The organism is Kitasatospora sp. NPDC040550 (assembly GCF_055594965.1).
Genome location: NZ_JBVIWC010000015.1, coordinates 179,003 through 201,570, shown reverse-complemented (window position 1 = coordinate 201,570; position 22,568 = coordinate 179,003). Strand labels below are relative to the sequence as shown.

Genomic DNA, 22,568 nt, shown 5'->3' with positions numbered 1-22,568 from the left:
CCCGGGTCGGCCTCCTCGGAACGCCGCCCCTCGAGCACCCGGGTCAGCGCAGCGTGCGGAAGGCGGTGCGGAGTTCCTCGGCCAGCAGCTGCGGCTGCTCCCAGGCGGCGAAGTGGCCGCCCCGGTCGACCTCGTTCCAGTGGATGATGTTGCCGAAGGTCCGCTCGCCCCAACTGCGCGGCGCCGGGTAGATCTCGGCGGGGAAGACCGTCACCGCGACCGGCAGCTTCGGGATCGGCACCGCGTTGAACGGCCCGCCGCCGGCCCGGGTGCCCTCCCAGTACAGCCGGGACGAGGAGGCGCCGGTGCCGGTCAGCCAGTACAGCGAGATCGCGTCCAGCATCTCGTCGTAGGTGAGGACCTTCTCGGGCTCACCGTCGGAGTCCGTCCACTCCGCGAACTTGTCGTAGTAGTAGGCCGCCATGCCGACCGGGGAGTCGGTGAGGGAGTAACCGATCGTCTGCGGGCTCCGATTCATCATCGCCGCGTAGCCGAAGCCGTCGCGGTAGAAGTGCAGCAGCCTGTCGTACGCCCGTACCTCCGCGGCGGACAGGTTCGCCGGGGCCGGGTCGAAGTTGCGCAGCCGGCGCAGCAGGTCCTCCGGCACGGTCCCCGGCATGTTGACGTGGATGCCGAGCAGGCCCTTCGGCTGCTGGACGGCGAGCACCTCGGAGAGGATCGCGCCGTGGTCACCGCCCTGCGAGACGTACTCCGGGTAGCCGAGGCGCAGCATCAGTTCGTGGAAGGTGCGCGCGATCCGGGCGAAGTTCCAGCCGGTCCCGGCGGGGTTGCCGGAGAAGCCGTAGCCGGGCAGGGTCGGCAGCACCAGGTGGAAGGCGTCCTCGGCGCGACCGCCGTGTGCGGTGGGGTCGGTCAGCGGGCCGATGACCTTGAGCAGTTCGACGATCGAGCCGGGCCAGCCGTGGGTCATCAGCATCGGCATCGCGCCGGCATGCGGGGAGCGGATGTGGGCGAACTGGATGTCCAGTCCGCCGAGTTCGGTGACGAACTGCGGCAGCTCGTTGAGGCGCCGTTCCACCGTCCGCCAGTCGTACCGGGTGCCCCAGTGCTCCACCAGCGGGCGCAGCTTGGCCAGCTGGGCGCCCTGGCTGCGGTCGTCGACGGTCTCGCGGTCGGGCCACCGGGTCGCCCGGACTCGGCGGCGGAGTTCGTTGAGCTCGCTCTGCGGGACCTTGATCCGGTAGGGGCGGATGCCCGGCGCGGGCCGCGGAGCCGGGGCGGGTGCCTGGGCCGGAGCCGGGGGCGGGGCCTGGACCGGGGCCTGTGCCTGGGCCCGGGCGGACACGCCGACCTGGCCGGCGACGACACCGGCCGCGGCGAGGCCGAGGAAGCGGCGTCGGCCGGTGGAGGGGCGGTCGGTGTTTCCGGATGCTGCCATCGAGGACTCCTCGGGTTCGGGGTGGGAGGTGGGGTGTTCCGGCGCCGGTGCACAGCAACGGGCACCGGAACGGACGTTCAGCGCGCGGGGCCCAGCTGGGCGGTGAAGAAGTCGGCCAGCTTGTCGAGGGCCCGGTCGATGTACTCCTCCTGGTCGTAGAGGTCGACGTGGCTCGCGCCCGCGATCCGGTGCAACTCGGCAGGGCCGGTGGCACGCTGGTGGGCCTCGACGGCCATCCAGGCGGTGACGGCGCGCTCGCCGATGATCTGCAGCATCGGGCGCGGGCCGATCAGCGGGACGGCGAAGAAGGGGTCGTAGCCGGCCAGCCGGTCGACGCTCTCCCAGGCCAGGGACTTCGCGGACCGCTCGTGCGCGCCGCGCGAGGTGCAGTAGTACGCGAAGCCCTCGGCGCCGTGCTCGCCGCCGAGCTGGCGCGCCTGCTCGACCGTCTCCGGGAACACCGTCAGCGCGCCGGGGTCCTCGCCCCGGGCGGCGGCGGTACGGGCCCGGGCGGCTGCGGCCAGCAGGGCCCGGAAGACGGCCGGGTCCTGGCCGCCGTCGGCGCCGAGCCGGAACTGGCGGGACGGGTCGGCCGTGCACACCGCGGCCACCGCCCGGACCCGGCTGTCGCCGCCGGTGGCGGCCAGCGCGTACCCGCCGGACGCGCAGATGCCGAGCAGGCCGATCCGCTCGGCGTCGGCCTCCGCCCGGGTGACCAGGTGGGACACTGCGGCCTTGAAGTCCTCCACCCGCTGGGCCGGGTCCTCCAGCCCGCGCGGCAGACCGCCGGACTCGCCCTGGTGGGCCGCGTCGAAGGCGAGGGTGACGAAGCCGCGCCCGGCCAGCAGCTGCGCGTAGGTGCCGGACGTCTGCTCCTTCACCCCCGTCCCCGGGTGGCCGACCACCAGGGCCGGGCGCGGGCCCGGGGCCGGGGTGTCGGGGAGGTACAGGTGCGCGGCGATCTCGATGCCGGCGCTGTCGAAACGGATCTCTGACCTGGCCATCCGGGGCCTCTTCCTGTCGATCGGCACGTCGGGTGCGCACCGATTGCCCGTCGGTACTCGCTGGTGGTTCGTGCTGGTACCACCGTCGCCCACCGGCACGCGCCGGGGCTTCGGTCAGATGACTCCGGAACCGACGTGCAGTCATGGAACGACCCGCCGCCGACCGGCCCGGGCGTCAGATGACCGATGCGGGGCTGCGCGGCCGCCCGAACGATGGAGATCCGCAGGCCACGGACGTCGGCCCGGACCCGCTGTCGCCGACCCCCCTTCCCCGACAGGAGTCGCTCCCATGGATGCGAACGACGAACCCGCCCACCGGCCCGCCACGGTGGTCCTCGACGCCGCCTTCAAGGCGGACGCCCCCGCGCGGTACGGCCGGCTGCGGGCACTCGGCCCGATCCACCGGGCCGCGTTCCAACCCGGCCTGGAGGGCTGGGTGGTGGTCGGCCACGACCTCGCCCGGACGGCACTGACCCACCCCGCCCTGCTCAAGGACGCCACCCCCGCCGCCGACGCCCTCGACGCGGCCGGCTTCGTCCTGCACCGGCCCTCCGTCGGCCTCGGCGCCCAGATGATGGAGGCCGACCCGCCCGAGCACACCCGGCTGCGCCGCCTCGCCGCGGCCGCCTTCACCCCGCGCCGCACCGCCGAACTCGCCCCACGGATCGAACAGATCGCCCACCGGCTGATCGACGCGCTGCCCCCCTCGGGCACCACCGATCTCGTCGAGGCCTACAACGCCCCGCTGCCCGCCACCGTCATCGCCGAACTCCTCGGGGTCCCGGCCGCGCACCACCGCGACTTCCGCCACTGGTCGGCGCAGGCACTGCGGCCCGCCTCCCCCGAACACCGCCCCGCGTTGGCCGCGCTGCACCGCCTGCTGGCCGACCTGATCGCCGCCAAGCGCCGCCACCCGCAGGACGACCTGTTGTCCGCACTGGTCGCCGTCCGCGACCACGAGGCGGGTCGGCTCACTGAGGAGGAACTGGTCGGCACCGCGCTGATGCTGGTCGTCGCGGGCCACGAGAGCACCGTCAACCTGCTCGGCAACGCCCAACTGGCCCTACTGCAACACCCGGATCAGCTCAGGCGGTTGCGCGAACGGCCGGAGCTGCTGCCCGGTGCGGTCGAGGAGTTCCTGCGCCACGACACCTCCGTCGAGCGCTCCACCAACCGCTACGCGGCACGCGACCTGGAGTTGGGCGGAGTGACCATCCCCCGCGGCGGCGTGGTCGTGGTCGCCCTCGGCTCCGCCGGCCATGACGCCCCACAGACCTGCCCCGCCGACCCGCCCGCCCTCGACGTGAGCCGACCCGACTCCCGCCACCTCGCCTTCGGCCACGGCATCCACCACTGCCTCGGCGCCCCGCTCGCCCGGCTGGAGGCCACCATCGCCCTGCGCGTCCTGCTCGCCCGCCTCCCGGAGCTGGAACTCGCCGTCCCGGTGGACTCGCTCGACTGGATCGACTCCGGAGTCATCCGGGGTGTCCTCGCCCTCCCCGTCCACTACCGGCTCAGCTGACCGCACCGGGCTTCGAACGAACCGTTCCCGTCACCTGTCAGCCAGGTGACGGGAACGGGGCCCGCCCTGCTGGCGTCGCCGTGACGTGCAGCCAGCGTGCCGTCAGCGTGTCGTCGGAGAATCGAGGAGCGGCAGACGTGGCAGGTGACGACGAGATCTCCGAGTGAGCACCGGTGGCGACGGCCACCGGCGGGTGCTCAGGAGCACCGCCGAAGTGGTCCGCCTCGTCGCACCGCCTTCCTCCGGCGCCCGTCCACAGGCAGAATTCCGCCCTCTTGCGGGCCGTCGGGGCCCGGCCTCTCCCCGCGGAGTGATCCCCGTGCTCCAGCACGCCCTGCTCACCCATGACCTCGGACCGCGAGCTGCGGCTGGAGCCGGACCACGGCGCCCAACGGGCACCTCTGCCCGGCCACACTGCCGTTACCGGAACCTGACGCTACCGATGGACGAGTGAGACGCGATCCGGACATGGACCTGACGTTCCGTTCGTACAGTGCCGACATCCCCGGCGGGCAGGGGCGGACCGCGGCCGCACCTGCCCCCGACGAACCCGATCGCACCCGACCGAGATGGGCGACGATGTCAACCACACGAGCACTCCCCCGCCGACTCCCCTCCGCAGCGGCCCTCCTCCTGAGCGCGGCCACCGCGGCGGCGGCCCTGCTGCCCACCGCCGCCCTCGCCGCCGAGCCGGACTCCGTCACCACGCACGCCGGCGCCACCACCCCGCAGGAGCGCGACCGGATCGACGCCTACTGGACCGCCGCCCGGATGAAACTGGCGGGCGCCATGGTCCCCGAGGACACCCCCGTGCCCGCCGACGACAACACGCCCGACGACCAGCGCCCACTGGCCCCGAACACCCCGGACCCCGGGGCCGTCTGGACCCACGGCGGCGCGGTGAACAGGAGTGTCGGCCGGCTCTTCTTCACCTTCTCCGACGGCTACGACGGCAGCTGCACCGCGACCGTCGTCACCAGCGCGAACCACAGCACCCTCGTCACCGCGGCGCACTGCCTGCGGGGCGTCGGGGCGCCCGCGGCCGAGGGCACCTGGACGCACAACACCTACTTCGTGCCCGGCTACCGGAACGGGACCAAGCCGCTCGGCGGGTTCAGCATCAAGTCCATGGCCACGTCCTCCCGTTGGGACGCCGACCGGAACGGCACCGGCTCGTCGGACGTCGCCGCGGCCGGTTTCGACACGGGGATCCTGGTGGCGAACCCGTCCGCCGACGGGCGGCGGCTCGCGGACGTCACGGGGAACCAGCGGATCGCGTTCTCCGATCCCGTCGCGGGGGAGTTCGTCCACGCCTTCGGCTACCCGAAGGACCGGCTCAACGACCCCGGCGCCGCGTACGCCGGTTCGCGCATGATCCACTGCGCCGGCCCGAACCGGCCGAGCCCCAAGGCGCCTCTCCTGTGGGGCGAGTCCTGCAACATGGGCCACGGAGCGAGCGGCGGCCCGCACCTCGCCCGGTTCGACACCCGGACCGGCTCCGGAACCGTCGTCGGCATCACCACCACCACGGACGAACTCGTGGGCGGGCAGCCGGGCACGCTCTACGCCACCCGGTTCGGCGACAGCGCCCACCGCCTCTACGAGTGGGCCCAGTCGCGCTGACCGCTCCGGAGACGCCGGTACCGGGGGCACGAGCCGCGCCCCCGGTACCGGCGTCCGGCACCGCACCCCGGCCTCCGTCAGGCCGGGACCACTCGGTAACTCAGCATCGCCCAGGGCGTGTTGGACTGAGCGAGCGAGCCGGTGCCCCACGGGACGGCGCCCGTGCAGCCCCGGCCCGGGTACAGCACCACGGACGCGGAGCCGTCGGCGACCTGCACCGAGCGTACGGGCGCCGCCAGGGTGCGGCAGGTGCCGAGGTCGCCCAGGTCGACCGTGGTCACCGCGCCGCTCCCGTCGGTACCGGTGTACAGGTGCGCGCCCGGCTGCAACGGCGGCCAGCCGGCGGCCTGCGCCGAACCGGCGCCGAAGCCGATCAGGGCCGCGATTGCGACGGCTGCCGTGGCCGAGCCGCAGAGCATGATCCTCGAAGTGGACATGTGTGAACCGCCTTCCGTGGGGGTGCCGGGATGCCGAACGATTCGGACCCCGCCGGGTCCTACCCGCCTCCACGGTGCCGTAGGAGCGACGGCGCGGCATCGGTCATCCGACTGCACTTCACCGGCGCGGGTACGGACGCGGGATCGGTCGAATGACTCCGTACGTCCGCACCGGCTCACCGCGAACGGTTCGCGACCGACGCCCTCCCAGGGATCACTCCAGCAGTCCGGCGGCCACCCGCCGGACCAGCTCCCGCCGCTCCGCGTCGTCGAGGTCCACCACCGTGCGCACCTCGGGGGCCATGGCGGGCCACAGCATGGCGAGGTGGACCATCAGCGCGAACAGGAACCGGGCCTCGAACCGGTCCGACACCACACCCCGGGCCTGGGCGTCGGCGAGCACGCCGATCCGCCGGCGGACCTCGTCGACGGCGTAGCCGTTGAGCGCTTCGTCGCCGCGCTCCAGGTGCTGCCAGGTGATCAGCCGCGGGGTCTCCGGGTGTTCGGCGTAGATGTCGCTGAGCCGGGCCGCGAACTCGGGGAGGTCGCCGTCCCCGTCGAAGGGCAGGTTGCCGATGATCTGCTCGACCGCGGAGTTCCAGACCGCGTCGAAGAGTCCCACCTTGCTGTTGAAGTAGTGGTAGATCTGCGCCTTGTTGCTCCGGGCGGCTTCGGCGATCCGGTCGACCCGGGCGCCGTGGAGTCCGTGGGCGGCGAACTCGGCCCGCCCGGCCGCGATGAGTCTCTGCTTGGTGGCTTCGGCGTCGCGTTGCATGCGCAGACCTTAGCCCAGTACCGACTAACCGTTTGGTTGACAGTCGGTTCCTTGTCCGGGTGTAATCAACCAACCAAGTAGTTGAATGTTGGCCGGCGTTGAATGTTGGCCGGCGTTGAGAATTGGCCGGCGTTCAACGCTGCGCGGCCACGGCGGGCCACGGGCTCCGCCCGCCGGGAGGTTCGATCGGGGAGGGAACTGGACCGTGGGATCAGCCGTGCCGTTGCTCGGCCGGGACAGCGAACGCGAGGAACTCGCCGTGTTCACCCGGTCCATGGAGGGCCGAACCCTGCTCCTCCGCGGTGAGACCGGGGTCGGCAAGAGCACCCTGCTCGACTACGCCGCCGAACTGGCCGTCCAGGAAGGGCGGCTCGTGGTCCGGGCCACCGGTGTCGAGGCGGAGTCGGAACTGCCCTACGCCGGACTGCACCAGCTGCTCTACCCGCTGCTGCCGCACACCGCCGGACTGGACCACAACTCCCGGGCGGCCCTCGACGCCGTCTTCGGCCACGCCGGGGCCGGGGGCGCGCCGCCCTCTCTGATGACCCTCGGCATCGCGGTGCTCGGCCTGCTGTCCTCCGCCTCGGTCGAGCAGCCGCTGTTCCTCGTCCTGGACGACGGCCAGTGGCTGGATGACTCCAGCGCCGCGGTCTGCGGTTTCGTCGGCCGCCGACTGACCGGCAGCCGGTTGAAGCTGCTCCTCGCGGTCCGCTCCGACATCGCCTCACCCTTCGACACCGCCGCACTGCCCGAGCTGGCGGTCGGCACCCTCACCGACGAGGACGCCGCCCTCCTCCTGGACGGCCACTACCCTTCGCTCGACCGACAGTTGCGCCGCCTCGTGCTGGGCCAGGCCCAGGGCAACCCGCTCGCCCTGCTGGAACTGCCCGCCCACACGGCCGGCCACCACCCGGAACGGCCCGCCGACGATCCGCAGGCCCTGCGCGGCGCCTCGCCGTCCCGACGCCTCCAGCACCTCTACGGCACTCGGATCGCCGCCCTGGCCCCGACCGTGCGGGCCGAGTTGCTCAAGGGCGCCCTCGACGGCGTCGCGGCCGGGATCGGCGACGGGACGATGCCGGCCGGCCGGTACCGGATGCGCGACGCCGACGAGGCCGTCGCCCGCGGCCTGCTGGTGATCGAGCCCGCCACCGGCGAGTTCGCCTTCCGGCACCCGCTGGTGCGCTCCAGTGTCGTCCAGCTGGCGAGCCCCGACCAGCGCCGCGAGGCTCACCGGACGCTGGCGCAGCTCCACCGGGGGAACCTCGAACGGCAGGCCGCCCACCTGGCCGAGGCCACCCTGGACCCGGACGAGGAGGTGGCCCGGGTCCTGGAGGCCGGCGCCGAGTCCGCGACCCGGCGTGGCGGCGCGCTCACGGCGGTGACCTGGCTGACCCGCGCCGCCGAGCTGAGCGAACACCCGGCGGAGCGGTCCCGGCGGCTCGGCGACGCGGCGTTCATCGCCGGGCACGCGGCCCGACTCGGCCACGCCCGCCGGATCCTGCGGGCCGACCCCGGGCCCGGCTCCGACCGCTCCCCCGCCGCCGCCCTGGCCTCCGGCTACCAGGCGCTCTACCAGGACGGCGACGTGCGCTCCACCCACCGGCAGATCGCAGCCGCCGTCGAGCGGCTGGTCGGCGAGCTGCCCGGCCACGCCTCCGACCCCATCGCCGGGTACGACCGTGAGGTGCTGGACCGGCTGCTCGCCCTGCTGCTCGCCACCAGCCAGTTCGCAGCCGACCGGACCCTGTGGGAACGCACCCACGCCCTGCTCGCCGCGCTCGGCGAAAGGGTCGGGGAACGGGCCCGGATCTACAGCGCCACCTGGAGCGACGTCGTCCGGCACGGCGCCGGCTGGACCGGACCGGTGGAGCGGGCCGCCGCCGACCTGCCGGGCCAGGAGCCCTGGGACGTCGCCCGGCTGGCCGTCTCCGCCTACCACCTCGACGTCCTCAGCCCGCTCCGCCCGCACCTGCAGCGCGTCGTCTCCCGCGAGCTGGAGACCGGCGCGGTCTCCACCGGCATGGTGATGCTGCATCTGATCATGCTGGACCAGATGGCCGTCGGGGAGTGGGAGGCCGCCGAACGGACCGGACGGCAGGCCCTGCTGCACTCCGACGAGCACGCGCACGAGCTGTTCGCCCAGCAGACCCGGGCCTACCTGGCCCAACTCGCCGCGATGCGCGGGCAGACCGCAACCGCGCGCGAGCTCCAGGCGGTGGTCGACGCCTGGGCCCGCCCGCGCGGCGTCGGCTTCCTCACCCAGCTCGCCGACGCGGCCGGCACCACGGCGGCACTGAGCGACGGCGACTACGAGGGCGCCTACCTCCAGGCCATCGGCATCACCGCGCCGGGCGCCTTCCAGCCCTACGCCCACCAGGCCTCCCGCACCCTGCTCGACCTCGTCGAGGCCGCCGTCCACACCGGGCGCACCGCGCAGGCCCGCGCGCACGCGCTCGCCGCCCGGGAGGCCGGCCTGCCCGCTGTCTCCCCCCGGCTGTCCCTGGTGACCCACGGGGCCCTGGCCATGACCGCCGAGGACGAGGAGGAGGCCGCCGAGGCCTTCGCGCACGCCGTCTCCCACCCGGCCGCGGCAGACTTCCCGTTCGAGCTGGCAAGGATCCGCCTGGCGCACGGCATCCGGGTCCGCCGCGCCCGGGGCGCCACCGTGGCCCGGGAGTTCCTCGCCCCGGCCGCCGACTCCTTCGAGCGGCTGGGCGCGGTCGCCTGGGCCGCCCGGGCCCGGGCCGAACTGCGGGTCGGCGGCGTCCCGACCCGGCCGACGACGCGCACCGCGAGCCTGCTGACCTGGCAGGAGCGCCGGATCGCCGACCTGGCCGCGGGCGGCCTGACCAACAAGGAGATCGGCGAGCAGACCCGACTGTCCCCGCGGACCGTCAGCGCCCACCTGTACCGGATCTTCCCCAAGCTGGGCATCACCACCAGGGCGGCGCTGCGTGACGCCCTCACCGGGCTGGACGAGGCGTCCGCCGCGTCGAACCCGGGGCTGCCGGAGCGCTGCTGACTGAACGCCGCCGGGGGCGGGTAGGGCTCGGGGGTCCACCAGGGAGGGAGTCCGGATGTCGCTGCCGCTGACCGGTACCACGGTGATCGCGCTGGAACAGGCGGTGGCCGCGCCGTTGGCCACCAGGCACCTGTGCGACCTGGGGGCCCGGGTGGTGAAGATCGAGCGCCCGGACGGCGGCGACTTCGCGCGCGGGTACGACCGCAGCGTCAACGGCCTGGCCAGCCACTTCGTCTGGCTGAACCGCGGCAAGGAGTCGGTCGTCCTCGACCTCAAGGCGCCCGAGGGCCGCGCCGTGCTGGCCGACCTGGTGGCCGGTGCCGACGTCTTCCTGCAAAACCTGGCCCCCGGGGCGGCCGCCCGGCTCGGCTTCGGCTCCGCCGAACTGCGCGCCCGGCACCCCCGGTTGGTCACCGTCGACCTGTCCGGCTACGGCACCGGCGGCCCGTACCGGGACAAGCGCGCCTACGACATGCTGATCCAGTGCGAGTCCGGGCTCGCCTCGGTGACCGGCCCGCCGGACCGGCCCGCCAAGACCGGCGTGCCCACCTCGGACATCGCCGCCGGGATGTACGCCCTGACGGCGACGCTCGCCGCCCTGCTCGGCCGGGCCGGCAGCGGGCGCGGCACCGCGGTCGAGGTGTCGATGTTCGAGGCGACCGCCGAGTGGCTGGGCCACCAGCTCCACCACACCCAGGGCACCGGGCGGGCACCGGGCCGCGCCGGACTCTCCCACCCGGCCATCGCCCCCTACGACGCCTATCCGACGGCCGACGGCCACGAGGTCATGATCGGCATCCAGAACGACCGCGAGTGGGCCCGGCTCGCCACCGGCTTCCTGGACCGCCCCGACCTCGCCGACCACCCCGAGTGGGCCACCAACGTCGCCCGGGTGCGGCGCCGCCGGCTGGTCGACGCCCTGGTGGGCGGCCGGACGGCGACCATGACGGCCGAGGAGGCGGTCAAGCGCCTGGACGCCCTCGCGATCGCCTCGGCCCGGCTGAACGAGGTCGGCGACCTGCTGCACCACCCCCAGCTCGCCGCCCGCGACCGCTGGCGCCCGGTGGCCACCCCGGCCGGTGAGGTCCGCTCCCTGCTGCCCCCGTTCGACTTCGCGGAGGGCGAACTCCCGATAGGGCCCGTCCCGGCCCTGGGCGCCCACACCGACTCCGCCCTGCGCGCCCTCGGCTACCCCGCCGACCGGATCGCCGCCCTGCGCGCCGCCGGGGTGCTCGGGCGGTAGGGCCTCAGCGCTCCACGGGTTTCGGCCTCTCCGGCCCGGCGGTCGCCGGGCGCCCGTATCGTGGATCCGACGTCGGGAGCACGGTCGGGGGCACGGTCGGGGCCCCGGCGCACGGCACGTGACGATCCGTCAGCCGACCGGCGCGGGCGGACGTCCGGACACGACGGGGGCGAGCGTGGGATCGGCCGGCCACAGCGGGGCGGGGAGCAGGGCGGGCGCGACCCGGGAGCGTGGGCACCGGGGCCGCCCCCTGGGGCCGGCCGGGCGCGCGGAGCCGGCGCTGGTGGTGCTGCGCGGGTGGCTCGGGTGGCTCTCGGGGCTCGCGGCGGCGGTGGTGCTGGTGCTCGGGGCCCGGCTCGCCGGGGAGGGGCAGCCCGGCCGGGTGGACGGGCGGGTCCAGGACGCGGTGTACGGCGTGGAGCCGCCGTGGCGGTACGCCGCCCGGGGCCTGGACTCCCTGGGGGAGCCGCTGGGGGCCGTACTGCTGATCGGCGCGGTGGTGGCCGGCTGTCTGCTGCTCCGGCGGCCGCGCGCGGCGGTGTTCGCGGTCGTCGGCGTCGCCCTGCCGGTGCTGGCGGCGACCCTGCTCAAGCACCTGGTGGGCCGCACCATCCACGGCGACAACCTGTCCTACCCGAGCGGGCACACCGCCTTCCTGACCGCCGTCGCCCTCGTACTGGGGCTGCTCGCGGCCGGCGGGAGGGCCCGCCCGCTGCCGGTGCTCGCCGTGGCGGCAGCCGTCGGGGCGGCCATGGCCTGGGCGCAGGTCGCCCTGGGCGCGCACTACGCGACCGACACCGTGGCCGGCGGGTGCACCGCCCTGGCGCTGGTACCGGCCACCGGATGGCTGGTGGACCGGGCGGCCGACCGGCTGGCGGGCCGGTCGGCGCCCGGTGGGGTGGCGTAGCCTCAGACCCGCCGCCGGAACACCGGCTTCACCGGCCGTCCGCCCAGCCAGTGGGTGGGGTCCCCGGCGTCCAGGGCCTTGCGGTAGACCGCGCAGGCCGCAGCGACGGCCTCGACGGTGTGGGCGATGTCGGCGTCGTCGAGCGCGCTGCTCACCACGAAGGAGGGGGCCAGCACGCCGCCCGCGAGGAGTTGGCGCAGGAAGAGGGTGCGGTACTCCTGGGAGGGCCGGCCGTTGGCGTCGAGGGTGGCGAAGACCAGGTTGCTGGCCCGGCCCCGGACGACGACGTGCTCGCCGGTGCCCATCCCGGCCGAAGCCTCGCGGACCCCGGCGGCCAGTTGCTCGCCGAGGGCGTGCAGTCGGGCGGTGATGCCCTCCTCCACGTAGGTGGTCTGCACGGCCATCGCGGCGGCCAGCGCGTGGGTCTCCGCGCCGTGCGTGGTGGAGAGCAGGAACACCCGGTCGCCGTCGTGGCGCAGCCCGCCGAGCTCCATCAGGTCGCGGCGCCCGGCGAGCGCGGAGACGGCGAAGCCGTTGCCGAGCGCCTTGCCGAAGGTGGAGAGGTCGGGGGCGACGCCGTACAGGCCCTGGGCGCCCGCCGCCGACCAGCGCAGGCCGGTGATCATCTCGTCGAAGATCAGCACGCAGCCGTGCCGGTCGGCGAGTTCGCGCAGGCCCGCGAGGTAGCCGGGGGCGGGCTCGGCGTGGCCGGCGGGTTCGAGGATCAGGCAGGCGATCTCGCCCCGGTGACGGGTGAGCAGTTCCTCGGTGGTGGCCAGGTCCCCGTAGGGGAAGGCCACGGTGAGGTCGGTGACGGCGGCCGGGATGCCGGCGGACATCGGGGTGGTGCCGATGAACCAGTCGTCGACGGAGAAGAACGGGTGGTCGGCGCAGACGGCCACCAGGGTGCGCCCGGTGGCGGCGCGGGCGAGGCGCACGGCGGCGGTGGTGACGTCGGAGCCGTTCTTGGCGAACTTCACCATCTCGGCGGTGGGCACGGTGTCCAGGAAGCGTTCCGCGGCCTCGAGTTCGAGGATGGACGGGCGGGCGAAGTTACTGCCCCGGTCCAGCTCCCGCCGGGCGGCCTCGGTCACGCGCGGGTGGGCGTGACCGAGGCTGACGGAGCGCAGGCCGGAGCCGTACTCGACGTAGCGGTTGCCGTCGACGTCCCACACGTGGGCACCGTGGCCGTGGCTGATGACCGGGGCGAGGTTCTCGGGGTACTGGTCGTCGCCCTTGGCGTAGGTGTGGGCGCCGCCGGGGATCAGGGCGTGCAGCCGCTCGTTCGCCGCCCGGGACTTGGGCAGCTGGAAGTCGTCGACGGCCATGGCGCTCACTTCTCCTCGGGTCGCAGGGCCTCGGCGAGGCCGGGCGCCTCCCGGTCCCGCTCGGACATCGACGTGGCGGGCAGCGGCCAGGGGATGGCCAGTTCCGGGTCGTCGAAGGCGATGGTGACGTCCTCGGCCGGGTCGTGCGGGCGGTCGATCCGGTAGGAGACGTCGGCGTCGGTCAGCGCCTGGAAGCCGTGGGCGCAGCCGGCCGGGACGTACACGCTGGCCTGGGTCTCGCCGGAGAGCTCGAAGAAGGCCGTGTTGCGGTAGGTCGGCGAGTCGGGCCGCAGGTCCACGACAACGTCGAAGACCTCGCCGTGCGAGCAGCGCACGATCTTGGCCTCGCCGGCGCCGGAGCGCAGGTGCAGGCCGCGCAGCACGCCCCGGACCGAGCGGGAGACGCTGTGCTGGACGAAGGCCTCGGGGTCGATGCCCACCGAGCGGAGCACCTCGGCGTCGAAGGTGCGGCAGAAGAAGCCGCGTTCGTCGGCGTACGGCGTCGGTTGGAACAGGTAGGCGCCGGCGATCGCCGGGACTTCGGTCACCTTCATGAGGTCTCCGTAAGGTGGTCGGCGGTGGCGTGGTCGGCGGTGGCGTGGTCGGCGGTGGCGTGGCCGGCGGTGGCGTGGCCGACGGCCGGGAGGACGGCCGCGGCCAGGGCGGTGAACTGGCGGTCGAGGCTCCGGGCGGCCGTCAGGTTCCGCTCGGCGAGGGTCTGTCGCAGCTGCGTCGCGTGCTTCTCCAGCTCCCGGAACTGCTCGGTCAGCCGGTCGGCGTCGACCTCGCGGGCCGGGTGGCAGTAGGCGCCCAGCCCCATCCGGGCCATCAGCGCGTCGCTCTTGGCCGCGTAGCTCAGGGCGAGCGTCGGGGTGCCGGTCCGCAGCGCGCAGACCAGGTTGTGGTACCGGGTGGCCACCACGGCGTCGGCGGCGGCCGTCTCGGCCATCAGCTCGGCCAGCGAGGCGGCCGGGGAGGCGCTGACCAGCGGGGAGTCGACGGCCTCGACGATGGCGGCGACCACCCGGGCGTCGGCCGTGTCGCCGGTGAGCAGCCGGACCGGCCGGCCGTCCTCGACCAGTGCGCGGACGAAGCGGGTGGTGCCGTCGAGGTAGCGCCGGTGGATCAGCTCGGCCCGGGCGCGGTCGTCGTCGCCGCCGTGGAAGTCCATCACGCCGACGCAGACCCGCCCGTCCCGGGATCCGGGGGCGGGCGGCGCCGGGAGGGCGAAGGCGATGTCCGGGTGGACCTCGTCCCGCGCGGTGTCCACCCCCATCGCCCGCATGGCGTCGCGGGACAGCTCGTCCCGGTACGAGCGGTGGGCGGCCAGCCGGGCGGACCAGCGCACCAGCGCCCGGGTCGCCGGGTTGCCGATCCGGGCGGCGCCGACGCCGACCAGCGCCACCGGGGTGCGCAGCAGCCGGCCGGAGGCGCAGAGCAGGAACAGCGCGTACGGGAAGCCCCAGGGCCGCAGCGGCAGGGTGGCCTCCAGGACCCCCATGCCCGGGACGATCACCACGTCGTGCCGGCGCACCCAGGCGGCGGTGCGGGCGGCGTCGACGAGTTTGCCCAGGCCCTTGCCGAGGACGGCGCCGGCCCGGGCGGCGGTGCGGTACTCGCCGCGGTACCAGTGCAGCCGGGTCGCGGGGATGCGGTAGCGGGCGGTGACCGTCTCCGGTCCGCCGCAGAGCGCGTCCACCGCGGCGTCCGGGTGCTGGGCGCGGAGGTAGCCGAGCACGGCCTCCAGCGAGCCGTCGTTGCCGAGGTTGCCGGAGCCGAGCAGGCCGAACACCCCGACGCGCGGCGGGGTTCGGGGCGTCATGCCCGCCTCCCCCCGCGTCCGGCCACCAGGTCGTCGACGGAGACGGCGGAGCCGGCCGACGCCGGCACGGGGGCGCGGTCCTCGACCCGCTCCCCGGCGCCCGGCCGGACCCGGCTGGTCATCCAGGCGGCCAGGTGGCCGTAGCAGGCCCGCCGGTCGGCGGTGGACAGCGGCGCCCGGCGGACGGCCGCGGCGAAGCCCCAGACGTACTCGGCGAGCAGCCGGGGCGTGGGGTGCAGCGGCCCGGCCCGGCGCGGGTCCAGGTTGACGCAGCGGGAGCGCTTGGAGGGGTTGGCCCGCTCGGCCCGGGTGGGGTGGTCGCGGCGGAAGTAGAGCAGCTCCGGCACCTGGTGGAAGGGGCCGTGCAGGGTGATCTCGGCGACGAAGGTGCGGTCCGCGTGGTGGTAGCTGTCGTGCGGCTTGACCCGGCGCAGCACGTCGGCCCGCATCACCCCGTAGAAGTCGTCGCCGCCGGGCTCGAACAGCAGGCTGCGGAAGCGCTCCGGGGCGCGCGGCGAGTCGGTGGCGAGGCCGTACTCGTAGGGGACCTTCACCCGCCCGTGCTCGTCGACGACCGCCTGGCCGGAGTGGGCGAGGACGACCTCGGGCCGTTGGTCCAGCGCCTCGACGCAGCGCAGCAGGAGGTCCCGGGCGTACAGGTCGTCGTGCGAGGCCCATTTGAAGAGTTCGCCGCGGCACTGGGTGAACACGTAGTTGTGGTTGGGCGCGGCGCCGATGTTCCGGGGCAGCCGGAGGTAGCGGATCCGGGAGTCCTGCGCGGCGTACTTCCGGCAGATGGACTCGGTGGCGTCGGTCGAGGCGTTGTCGGAGACGACCAGTTCGAAGTCCTGGTAGGTCTGGCCGAGCAGGGCGTCGAGCGACTCGGCGAGGTACTCCTGGCCATTGTGGACGGGCAGGCCGATGCTCAGTCGGGGAACGGCGGTCAAGGCGTCCTCACTTCGGGGATGGGGGTGCGGTGGTGCTCGCGCAGGGCGGCGCGCAGGTGGAGCCACCAGACGGCGGCGCCGCAGGCGGTGGCGGTGGCGACGCCCCAGGCGGAGCCGACGGTGCCGGCCGCGGCGGCGCCGCCGAGCCCGCCGCCCAGGTAGCAGGCGGAGGCGAAGAGTTGGCAGCGCAGGCTGCGCCGGGCGGCGGCGAGGGCGCGCAGCCCGGCGGCCGCGCCGCTGCCGAGGCCGGCGCCCGCGACGCCGAGGGTGGCCGGCAGGATGAGCTGGGAGGCGGAGTGCCAGACGTCGCCGAGGACGAACTGCCCGGCGCGGTCGGGCATCAGCAGCAGGGCCGAGCCCCAGAGCAGGGCGGCGCCGGCCTGTCCGCCGCCGAGCAGCAGGCAGAACCGGCCGAGCCGCTGCGGTGTCTGCCGCAGGACCCGGGCCGCCTCCGCCACGGTGACCAGGGAGAGCCCCATCAGCAGGGCGAGGAAGGGGCCCTGGAGGAGTTCGGCGCCCCGGACGGCGCCGACCGCGCCGACCCCGACGATCGCGCCGAGCCCGTACGCCCGCAGTTGGCCGGCGCCGCTGAGGCTGACGTTCTCGACCAGGTAGCGGGAGCCGAGGTCGCGCTGCTCGCGCAGCCAGCCGCGGGCCTCGGTGACCCGGGGCCGGACGCCGGACTGGAGGAAGCCGTACCCGGCGGCGGCCGCCGCGGCGGCGCCCCAGGCCAGCAGGAAGGCGGCCACGGTGCCCACCCGGGCCGCCACCACCATGGCCGGGATCAGCGCGACGCCCTGCACCAGGTCGTTGGCGAAGGCCTTCTGCCCGGTGCCGGCGGCGAAGAAGGCGAACCGCCGGGAGTCCTGGAGCAGCAGCGCCGGCAGGGCGACGCCGAGGCTCGCGAACGCGGGCCCCACGTCACCGCCGAGGCCGAGCCCGACCAGCAGGCAGACGGCGCCGAGGGTGGCGCCGACGGCGAGCGCGGTGCCGGACGACCGGGCCGCCGCGGCGCGCCAGACCGGCTCCGGTACGCCGCTGAACCGCACCATCAGCGGGTCGGTGGCCAGCCCGCGCGAGACGTTGAGCACCACGCCGTAGGTCAGCCAGGCCAGGCTGAACACGCCGAACGCGTGCACCCCCAGCTCCCGGGCGACGTAGCTGCCCACCGCGAAGTTGATCATGCTGGTGACCGCCTGGTCGGCCAGCCCCCAGGACACCCGCCCGAGCACGCCCCGCCGCGCGGGCCGGGCCTGCGCCCGCTCCCCGGCCGGGCCGGCCGGGGTCGTCGTCCTCACCCCCTCGGTGGCCATCGGCGTCACGCCTTGATCAGGTCGGCGCCCCGGAGGGCGTCGGCCGCGACGGCGACGGTGTCGAACGGCAGCCCGGAGCGCTCGGCCACGTCCAGCAGGCTGTGCTCGCCGTCGGAGAGGCTGAGCACCCACAGCATGGCCAGCTGGGCCTGCTTGGCGTCGCTGCGCCCGCCGAGCGAGTCGTACAGCCCGCGCCGGCCCAACTGCGGTTCGCCGTACGGGCTGAGGTTGAGGTAGCGCCGGTTGCGGTCGAGCACGGCGAAGGCCTCCCGGCAGACCGCGAGGGTGTCGGCCATCGCCTCCGGTTTCACGAAGTCCAGGTCGTCCGCCGAGGTGTGGTACTCGGGGTACCCGGCGTACGGGGTCCGGCTGAGCGAGCCCACGCCGAGGTCGAACCCGGGCGAGCAGTACTGCCGCTCGTCGTAGCCGTACGGGGTGAACTCGGTGACCCGGTGCGGGCGTTCGGAGGCACGCAGGACGTGCCGCAGCACCCGGTCGATCTCCGCGTCGCCGCGCCGGCTCTGTTTGTACGTCAGGTGCCCCGGGTCCCCGGCGCAGGCCAGCACCAGTCCGTGCTTGACCCGGTCCACCCGCTCCGCGTTGCGGGCCAGCCAGGTGATCGCCCCGATGGTGCCGGGGGCGAAGACGAACCGGTAGGTGTAGTGGGGCGTCCGCTCGGCCAGTTCGCGGGCCAGGAAGGTCGCCACCGCGATGCCGGCCAGGTTGTCGTTGGCCAGCCCGGGGTGGCAGACGTGGCAGGAGACGATCACCTCGTCGGCGACCCGCCCGGGGACGACGTGCTCGGCGTAGGTGAGGTGGCCGTCCGCGAGGGTGGAGTCGATCCGCACCTCGTAGTCGCCCTCGGGCAGCGCGTCCAGGGTCTGCTGGGCCAGGCAGAAGCCCCAGTCCGGGGTGTAGTAGCTGGTGCGGTAGGGCACCCAGGTGGGGTGCTCCGGCAGGGTGTGCAGGTGCGGGCGCAGCTCGCTCAGCGGCATGGTGGCCGCGACCGGCACGCTGTAGCCGAGCACGTGCAGGCTGGACGCGGCGAGGTCGACGACCCGGTGGCCAGCGGCGTCGGCGATGTAGGCGTCCCGGATGTTCCACTCCTGGGGCACTGTCCAGTCGAGCACCCGCGTCCCGGTCGGCACCTCGTGCACCGTCAGCGGGAGGTACTCGCCGAGGATGTCCAGGGTGGCGCGCACCCCGTCGCCGGTGATGCTCCGGCAGAGCGGGTACAGCCGCTCCACCAGGGCGTGCATCCGCTCGCCGACCCCGGTCACCGGCGCCACCGCAGGGTGTCGTCGACGGCGCCGGCGCCGGTGGCCTCGCGGAGCACCGCCAGCCGGGTGAAGCGCCGCTCGAAGTCCGCCCTGGTCAGCCCGAACTTCCGGTAGGCCTCGGCGAGTTCGACGGCGCCCTGCTTGACCGTCCACGCGCAGTCGAAGCCGGGCAGCGCGGCCCGGAACCGGGAGAAGTCCACCCGGTAGGAGCGCGGGTCGGCGCCGTTCTCCCCGGTGATCACCACCTGGGCGCCGGCCACCGCCTCGGCGACCTGCTCGGCGATCTCGGCGACCGTGACGTTGTTGACCTCGCTGCCGATGTTGAAGGCCCGGTCGTGCACCGCCTCGCGCGGCGCCTCCAGCGCGGCCGCGAAGGCCCGGGCGATGTCGGCGGCGTGCACCAGCGGGCGCCAGGGGGTGCCGTCGGAGAGCACCAGCACCTCGCCGGAGAGCAGCGCGTGGCCGACCAGGTTGTTCAGCACGATGTCGGCGCGCAGCCGGGGCGAGTAGCCGAAGGCGGTGGCGTTGCGCATGGACACCGGGCTGAAATCGCCGTCGGCCAGGGCGTGCAGGTCGTCCTCCACCCGCACCTTGGACTCCGCGTACGGGGTCACCGGGCGCAGCGGGGCGTCCTCGGTCACCAGCTCGTCGCCGCCGGCGGCGCCGTAGACGGAGCAGGTCGAGGCGTACAGGAAGCGCCGCACCCCGGCCTCGCGGGCCAGCCGCGCCAGCCGTACGGAGGCGTGGTGGTTGATGTCGTAGGTGAGGTCCGGGGCGAGCGAGCCGAGCGGGTCGTTGGAGAGCGCGGCCAGGTGGATCACGGCGTCCACCCCGGCCACGTGCTCGGCGGTCACGTCGCGCAGGTCCACCCGCTGCCCCGGCGGGTCCGCGGGCTTCGGGCCGAGGACGCACTCCGCGAACAGTCCGGCGTCCAGGCCGACGACGTCGTGGCCGGCGGCGGCGAGGACGGGGGCCATCACGGTGCCCAGGTAGCCCTGGTGTCCGGTCAGCAGTACGCGCAAGGTTCATCCCTCCAGGTCGAGCGTGTCGAGGTGGGGCGCGCCGGGGTGGGGCGCGCCGGGGTCGAGTGCGCCGAGGTCGAGCGTGACCTTGCCGGCGTCGAAGGCCTCGGCGTAGCGGGCGTGGCATTCGATGCCGCGGATCCGGGCCAGCCCGAGGAAGGCCTCCCGGTCGTACCAGGGGCGGTGCCGCTGCGAGGGGTAGTGCTCCTGCAGCAGCCGCACCTTCCGTTCCGCGGTCTCCGGGCTCAGCGGCTGGTAGGCCGTCGGGCGGCCGAGGTCGGCGTCCCACTTGACGATCTCGTAGCCGAGCACCAGGTGGTCGCGGAACGCGGTGGGGACCAGCCGGGCCAGGCCGCGGTGGTCCTGGTGGGCGTCCGCGGCGCGCGGGGCGAGGACCAGCTGCGGGTCGGTGCGTCCGCGCAGTTCCTCGACGGCGGCCTTGGCCTCCTCCCAGTGCGCGGGCAGCCGGCCGTCCGGCAGTTCGAGCACGGTCAGCCGCAGGTCGGCGCCGGGGCAGAAGGCGGCCAGCGCGGCCTGCTCCTCCTGCTCCCGTGCGCTGCCGCCGCCGGAGAGCACCAGCGCGTCCACCCGCAGCCCGGGACGCGCCTCGCACATCGTCAGCAGCGTGCCGCCGGCGCCGATGGCGATGTCGTCGCAGTGCGCGCCGACCGCGGCGATCCGCTCCAGCGGCCCGGGGCCGAGCCGGATCACGAGCTCCTCACCGCGGCCCCGTCCCGCTCCCAGACGGCCCAGGGGCGGTCGCCGTGGGCGTAGGCGGCGTCCAGCGCGGCCCGCTCCTTCACGGTGTCGGTGGGCTTCCAGAAGCCCCGGTGCTGGTGGGCCACCAGGCGGCCGCGCTTGGCGAGTTCGGTGCAGCCGTCGGCGACCAGGTCGCCGTTCTCCGGGATGTGGTCGAAGATCTCCTGCCGGAGCACGAAGTACCCGCCGTTCTCCCACAGCGGCATGTCGCTGACCGCGGTGATGCCCCCGACCAGACCGTCCTCGCCCAGGTCCACGCAGTGGAAGGAGGACTGCGGCGGCACCACCATCATCGACGCGCCGGCGTCCCGCTCGGCGAAGCGGTCGATCATCTCCGGCAGCGGCGCGTCGGTGAGCACGTCGGCGTAGTTGGCGAGGAACATCTCGTCGCCGTCCAGGTGGTGGCGCACCCGGCGCAGCCGCTCGCCGATCGGCGACTCGATGCCGGTCTGCGCGAAGGTGATCGTCCAGGAGGCGATGTCGGCCGACAGCAGTTCCGTCCGCCCGCCCCGCAGCACGAAGTCGTTGGACGTCGTCTCCTGGTAGTTGAGGAAGAACTCCTTGATGTGGTGGGCGCCGTAGCCGAGGCAGAGGATGAACTCGGTGTGCCCGTAGTAGGCGTAGTAGCGCATCACGTGCCAGATCAGCGGCCGGGGGCCGACCATCGCCATCGGCTTGGGCACGTCGTCGGAGGCTCCGCTGCGCATCCGCAGCCCGTAACCGCCGCAGAACAGGACGACCTTCACCGCTCCCCCTCGACGATGCTCAGTTCCGGGATGGGGAAGACCAGCCGGCCGCCCCACGCGTGCACGAAGGACAACTGCTCGACCAGTTCGGCCCGCAGGTTCCACGGCAGGACCAGCACGTAGTCCGGCCGGTCGGCGGCGATCTGCTCGGGCGCCAGGATCGGGATGCGGGTGCCCGGGGTGAACCGGCCGTGCTTGTACGGGTTCCGGTCGACGGTGTACGGGAGCAGATCGGGCCGGATGCCGCAGTGGTTGAGCAGGGTGTTGCCCTTGCCGGGGGCGCCGTAGCCGACCACGGTCTCCCCGCGCTCGGCCACCCCGATCAGGAACGTCAGCAGGTCCCGGCGGACCTTGGCGACCCGGGCGGAGAACTCGGTGTAGCCGGAGAGCTCCTGGAGTCCGGCGGCCTTCTCCCGGGCCAGCACGTCCGCCACCCGCGGGCCCGGCTCGCCGGCCGCCGCGTCCGGCCGGGCCCACAGCCGGATCGAGCCGCCGTGGGTGGGCAGCAGCTCGACGTCGACCAGGGTGAGCCCGCCGCTGGCCAGCGCCCGGATCGCGGAGGCGACCGTGTAGTACTGGAAGTGCTCGTGGTAGATGGTGTCGTACTGGTTCTCCTCGATCAGGGTCAGCAGGTGCTGCACCTCGATCGAAACCCAGCCGTCGTCGGCGACCAGGGCGCGCAGCCCCCGGGTGAAGCCCACCACGTCGGGGATGTGGGCGTACACGTTGTTGGCCACCACCAGGTCCGCCGGGCCGTGTTCGGCGCGGACGGCGGCGCCGGTCTCCGGGTCCAGGAACGCGGTGAGGGTGGGCACCCCGGCCTCACGGGCGGCGGCGCCGACGTTCACCGACGGTTCGATGCCCAGGCAGCGGATCCCCTCGTCCACCACGTGCCGCAGCAGGTAGCCGTCGTTGCTGGCCACCTCGACCACGAAGGCGTCGGCGCCCAGGCCCAGCCGTTGGACGGCGCCGTCGACGAAGGTCCGGGCGTGCTCCACCCAGGAGGTCGAGTAGGAGGAGAAGTACGCGTACTGGGTGAAGGTCTCCTCGGGCGTGATCAGCGGCGGGATCTGCGCCAGCCAGCAGTCCGTGCAGACCCGCAGGTGCAGCGGGTACGCCGGCTCCGGCCGGTCCAACCGGTCGGCGGCGAGGAAGCTCTCGCACGGCGGGGTCGCCCCCAGGTCGACGACGCTCCCCATCGCCGTCGAGCCGCACAGTCGGCATCGTGTCATTGACTGCTCCCATCCCTGCCCGCGCGGGTGCCCCGCGGCGGGCCAGCGTGTCCGTTCCCCACCGGCGGCGCGCCGACCGCGCCGCCGGACCGGGGACAGAGCGCGGGCCAGGGCAACCCCCCCCAGGGAGTCAAACCGACAGGCAGGTCGGACCCCCTTTCGTGCCTGGACCGGGGGGCACCGG

Annotated in this window: 18 protein-coding genes and 1 pseudogene; 5 read left to right on the top strand and 14 right to left on the bottom strand. The window is 74.4% G+C overall.

Translation table 11 applies throughout. The annotated features are described in order from the left end of the window. Positions 1–43 precede the first annotated feature (43 nt). Positions 44–1,399, bottom strand: a complete 1,356-nt coding sequence (locus ACZ58X_RS23050) for an epoxide hydrolase family protein (RefSeq protein ID WP_470335484.1) — start codon at positions 1,397–1,399, stop codon at positions 44–46. 77 nt (positions 1,400–1,476) lie between these two features. Continuing rightward, complete coding sequence (locus ACZ58X_RS23045; protein WP_470335483.1) at positions 1,477–2,403, bottom strand: alpha/beta hydrolase; 927 nt, start codon at positions 2,401–2,403, stop codon at positions 1,477–1,479. A 289-nt stretch (positions 2,404–2,692) separates the two neighbouring features. Between ACZ58X_RS23045 and ACZ58X_RS23040 the strand changes: the two genes are divergently transcribed. Beyond that, a complete protein-coding gene (locus ACZ58X_RS23040) occupies positions 2,693–3,925 on the top strand; it encodes a cytochrome P450 family protein (protein ID WP_470335482.1) in 1,233 nt (410 codons plus the stop codon). Between the two features lie 579 nt (positions 3,926–4,504). Next, the gene (locus ACZ58X_RS23035; protein ID WP_470335481.1) at positions 4,505–5,548 is read left to right on the top strand and encodes a trypsin-like serine peptidase; all 1,044 of its coding nucleotides are present in this window, start codon (positions 4,505–4,507) and stop codon (positions 5,546–5,548) included. Positions 5,549–5,625: 77 nt separating this feature from the next. Here ACZ58X_RS23035 and ACZ58X_RS23030 read toward each other — a convergent pair whose 3' ends face one another. Next, entirely contained in the window at positions 5,626–5,985 is a 360-nt protein-coding gene (locus ACZ58X_RS23030) for a hypothetical protein (protein WP_470335480.1), read from the bottom strand. A 214-nt stretch (positions 5,986–6,199) separates the two neighbouring features. Next, a complete protein-coding gene (locus tag ACZ58X_RS23025; RefSeq protein ID WP_470335479.1) occupies positions 6,200–6,760 on the bottom strand; it encodes a TetR/AcrR family transcriptional regulator in 561 nt (186 codons plus the stop codon). 205 nt (positions 6,761–6,965) lie between these two features. Here ACZ58X_RS23025 and ACZ58X_RS23020 point away from each other — a divergent pair, with 205 nt between their 5' ends. The 3 genes from ACZ58X_RS23020 to ACZ58X_RS23010 all read left to right on the top strand — a co-directional run bounded on the left by ACZ58X_RS23020 (position 6,966) and on the right by ACZ58X_RS23010 (position 11,935). Next, entirely contained in the window at positions 6,966–9,785 is a 2,820-nt protein-coding gene (locus tag ACZ58X_RS23020) for a helix-turn-helix transcriptional regulator (protein ID WP_470335478.1), read from the top strand. Positions 9,786–9,840: 55 nt separating this feature from the next. Next, positions 9,841–11,028 carry a CaiB/BaiF CoA transferase family protein gene (locus ACZ58X_RS23015; RefSeq protein ID WP_470335477.1) on the top strand — a complete coding sequence of 396 codons (1,188 nt, stop codon included), beginning with the start codon at positions 9,841–9,843 and terminating at the stop codon, positions 11,026–11,028. A 283-nt stretch (positions 11,029–11,311) separates the two neighbouring features. Then, the gene (locus ACZ58X_RS23010) at positions 11,312–11,935 is read left to right on the top strand and encodes a phosphatase PAP2 family protein (protein ID WP_470335476.1); all 624 of its coding nucleotides are present in this window, start codon (positions 11,312–11,314) and stop codon (positions 11,933–11,935) included. A gap of 2 nt (positions 11,936–11,937) precedes the next feature. On the opposite strand, the gene ACZ58X_RS23005 is transcribed toward ACZ58X_RS23010, so the two are convergent. The 10 genes and pseudogenes from ACZ58X_RS23005 to ACZ58X_RS22960 form a co-directional block, all read right to left on the bottom strand. Further along, positions 11,938–13,263 (bottom strand): glutamate-1-semialdehyde 2,1-aminomutase, encoded by a 1,326-nt coding sequence (locus ACZ58X_RS23005; protein ID WP_470335475.1) that lies wholly within the window; start codon positions 13,261–13,263, stop codon positions 11,938–11,940. 5 nt (positions 13,264–13,268) lie between these two features. After that, on the bottom strand, positions 13,269–13,817 hold the full coding sequence (locus ACZ58X_RS23000; protein ID WP_470335474.1) for a dTDP-4-dehydrorhamnose 3,5-epimerase family protein: 549 nt from the start codon (positions 13,815–13,817) through the stop codon (positions 13,269–13,271). Continuing rightward, positions 13,814–15,085 carry a polysaccharide pyruvyl transferase family protein gene (locus ACZ58X_RS22995; protein ID WP_470335473.1) on the bottom strand — a complete coding sequence of 424 codons (1,272 nt, stop codon included), beginning with the start codon at positions 15,083–15,085 and terminating at the stop codon, positions 13,814–13,816. The genes ACZ58X_RS23000 and ACZ58X_RS22995 overlap by 4 nt, the downstream gene beginning before the upstream one ends. Continuing rightward, positions 15,082–16,032: a glycosyltransferase family 2 protein gene (locus tag ACZ58X_RS22990; protein ID WP_470335472.1), complete on the bottom strand. Its 951-nt coding sequence runs from the start codon at positions 16,030–16,032 to the stop codon at positions 15,082–15,084. The genes ACZ58X_RS22995 and ACZ58X_RS22990 overlap by 4 nt, the downstream gene beginning before the upstream one ends. Beyond that, entirely contained in the window at positions 16,029–17,345 is a 1,317-nt protein-coding gene (locus ACZ58X_RS22985; protein ID WP_470335471.1) for a hypothetical protein, read from the bottom strand. The genes ACZ58X_RS22990 and ACZ58X_RS22985 overlap by 4 nt, the downstream gene beginning before the upstream one ends. Positions 17,346–17,350: 5 nt before the next feature. Further along, entirely contained in the window at positions 17,351–18,634 is a 1,284-nt protein-coding gene (locus ACZ58X_RS22980; RefSeq protein WP_470335470.1) for a DUF4910 domain-containing protein, read from the bottom strand. Then, the gene (locus tag ACZ58X_RS22975) at positions 18,622–19,647 is read right to left on the bottom strand and encodes an NAD-dependent epimerase/dehydratase family protein (RefSeq protein WP_470335469.1); all 1,026 of its coding nucleotides are present in this window, start codon (positions 19,645–19,647) and stop codon (positions 18,622–18,624) included. The genes ACZ58X_RS22980 and ACZ58X_RS22975 overlap by 13 nt, the downstream gene beginning before the upstream one ends. A 69-nt stretch (positions 19,648–19,716) precedes the next feature. Beyond that, positions 19,717–20,358: pseudogene (locus ACZ58X_RS22970) on the bottom strand (PIG-L deacetylase family protein); the annotation flags it as partial. Further along, positions 20,355–21,152, bottom strand: coding sequence for a glycosyltransferase family protein (locus tag ACZ58X_RS22965; protein WP_470335468.1), 798 nt, complete (start codon positions 21,150–21,152; stop codon positions 20,355–20,357). The pseudogene ACZ58X_RS22970 and the gene ACZ58X_RS22965, both read right to left, overlap by 4 nt. Beyond that, on the bottom strand, positions 21,149–22,384 hold the full coding sequence (locus ACZ58X_RS22960; protein WP_470335467.1) for a class I SAM-dependent methyltransferase: 1,236 nt from the start codon (positions 22,382–22,384) through the stop codon (positions 21,149–21,151). The genes ACZ58X_RS22965 and ACZ58X_RS22960 overlap by 4 nt, the downstream gene beginning before the upstream one ends. Between the last annotated feature and the right edge of the window lie 184 nt (positions 22,385–22,568).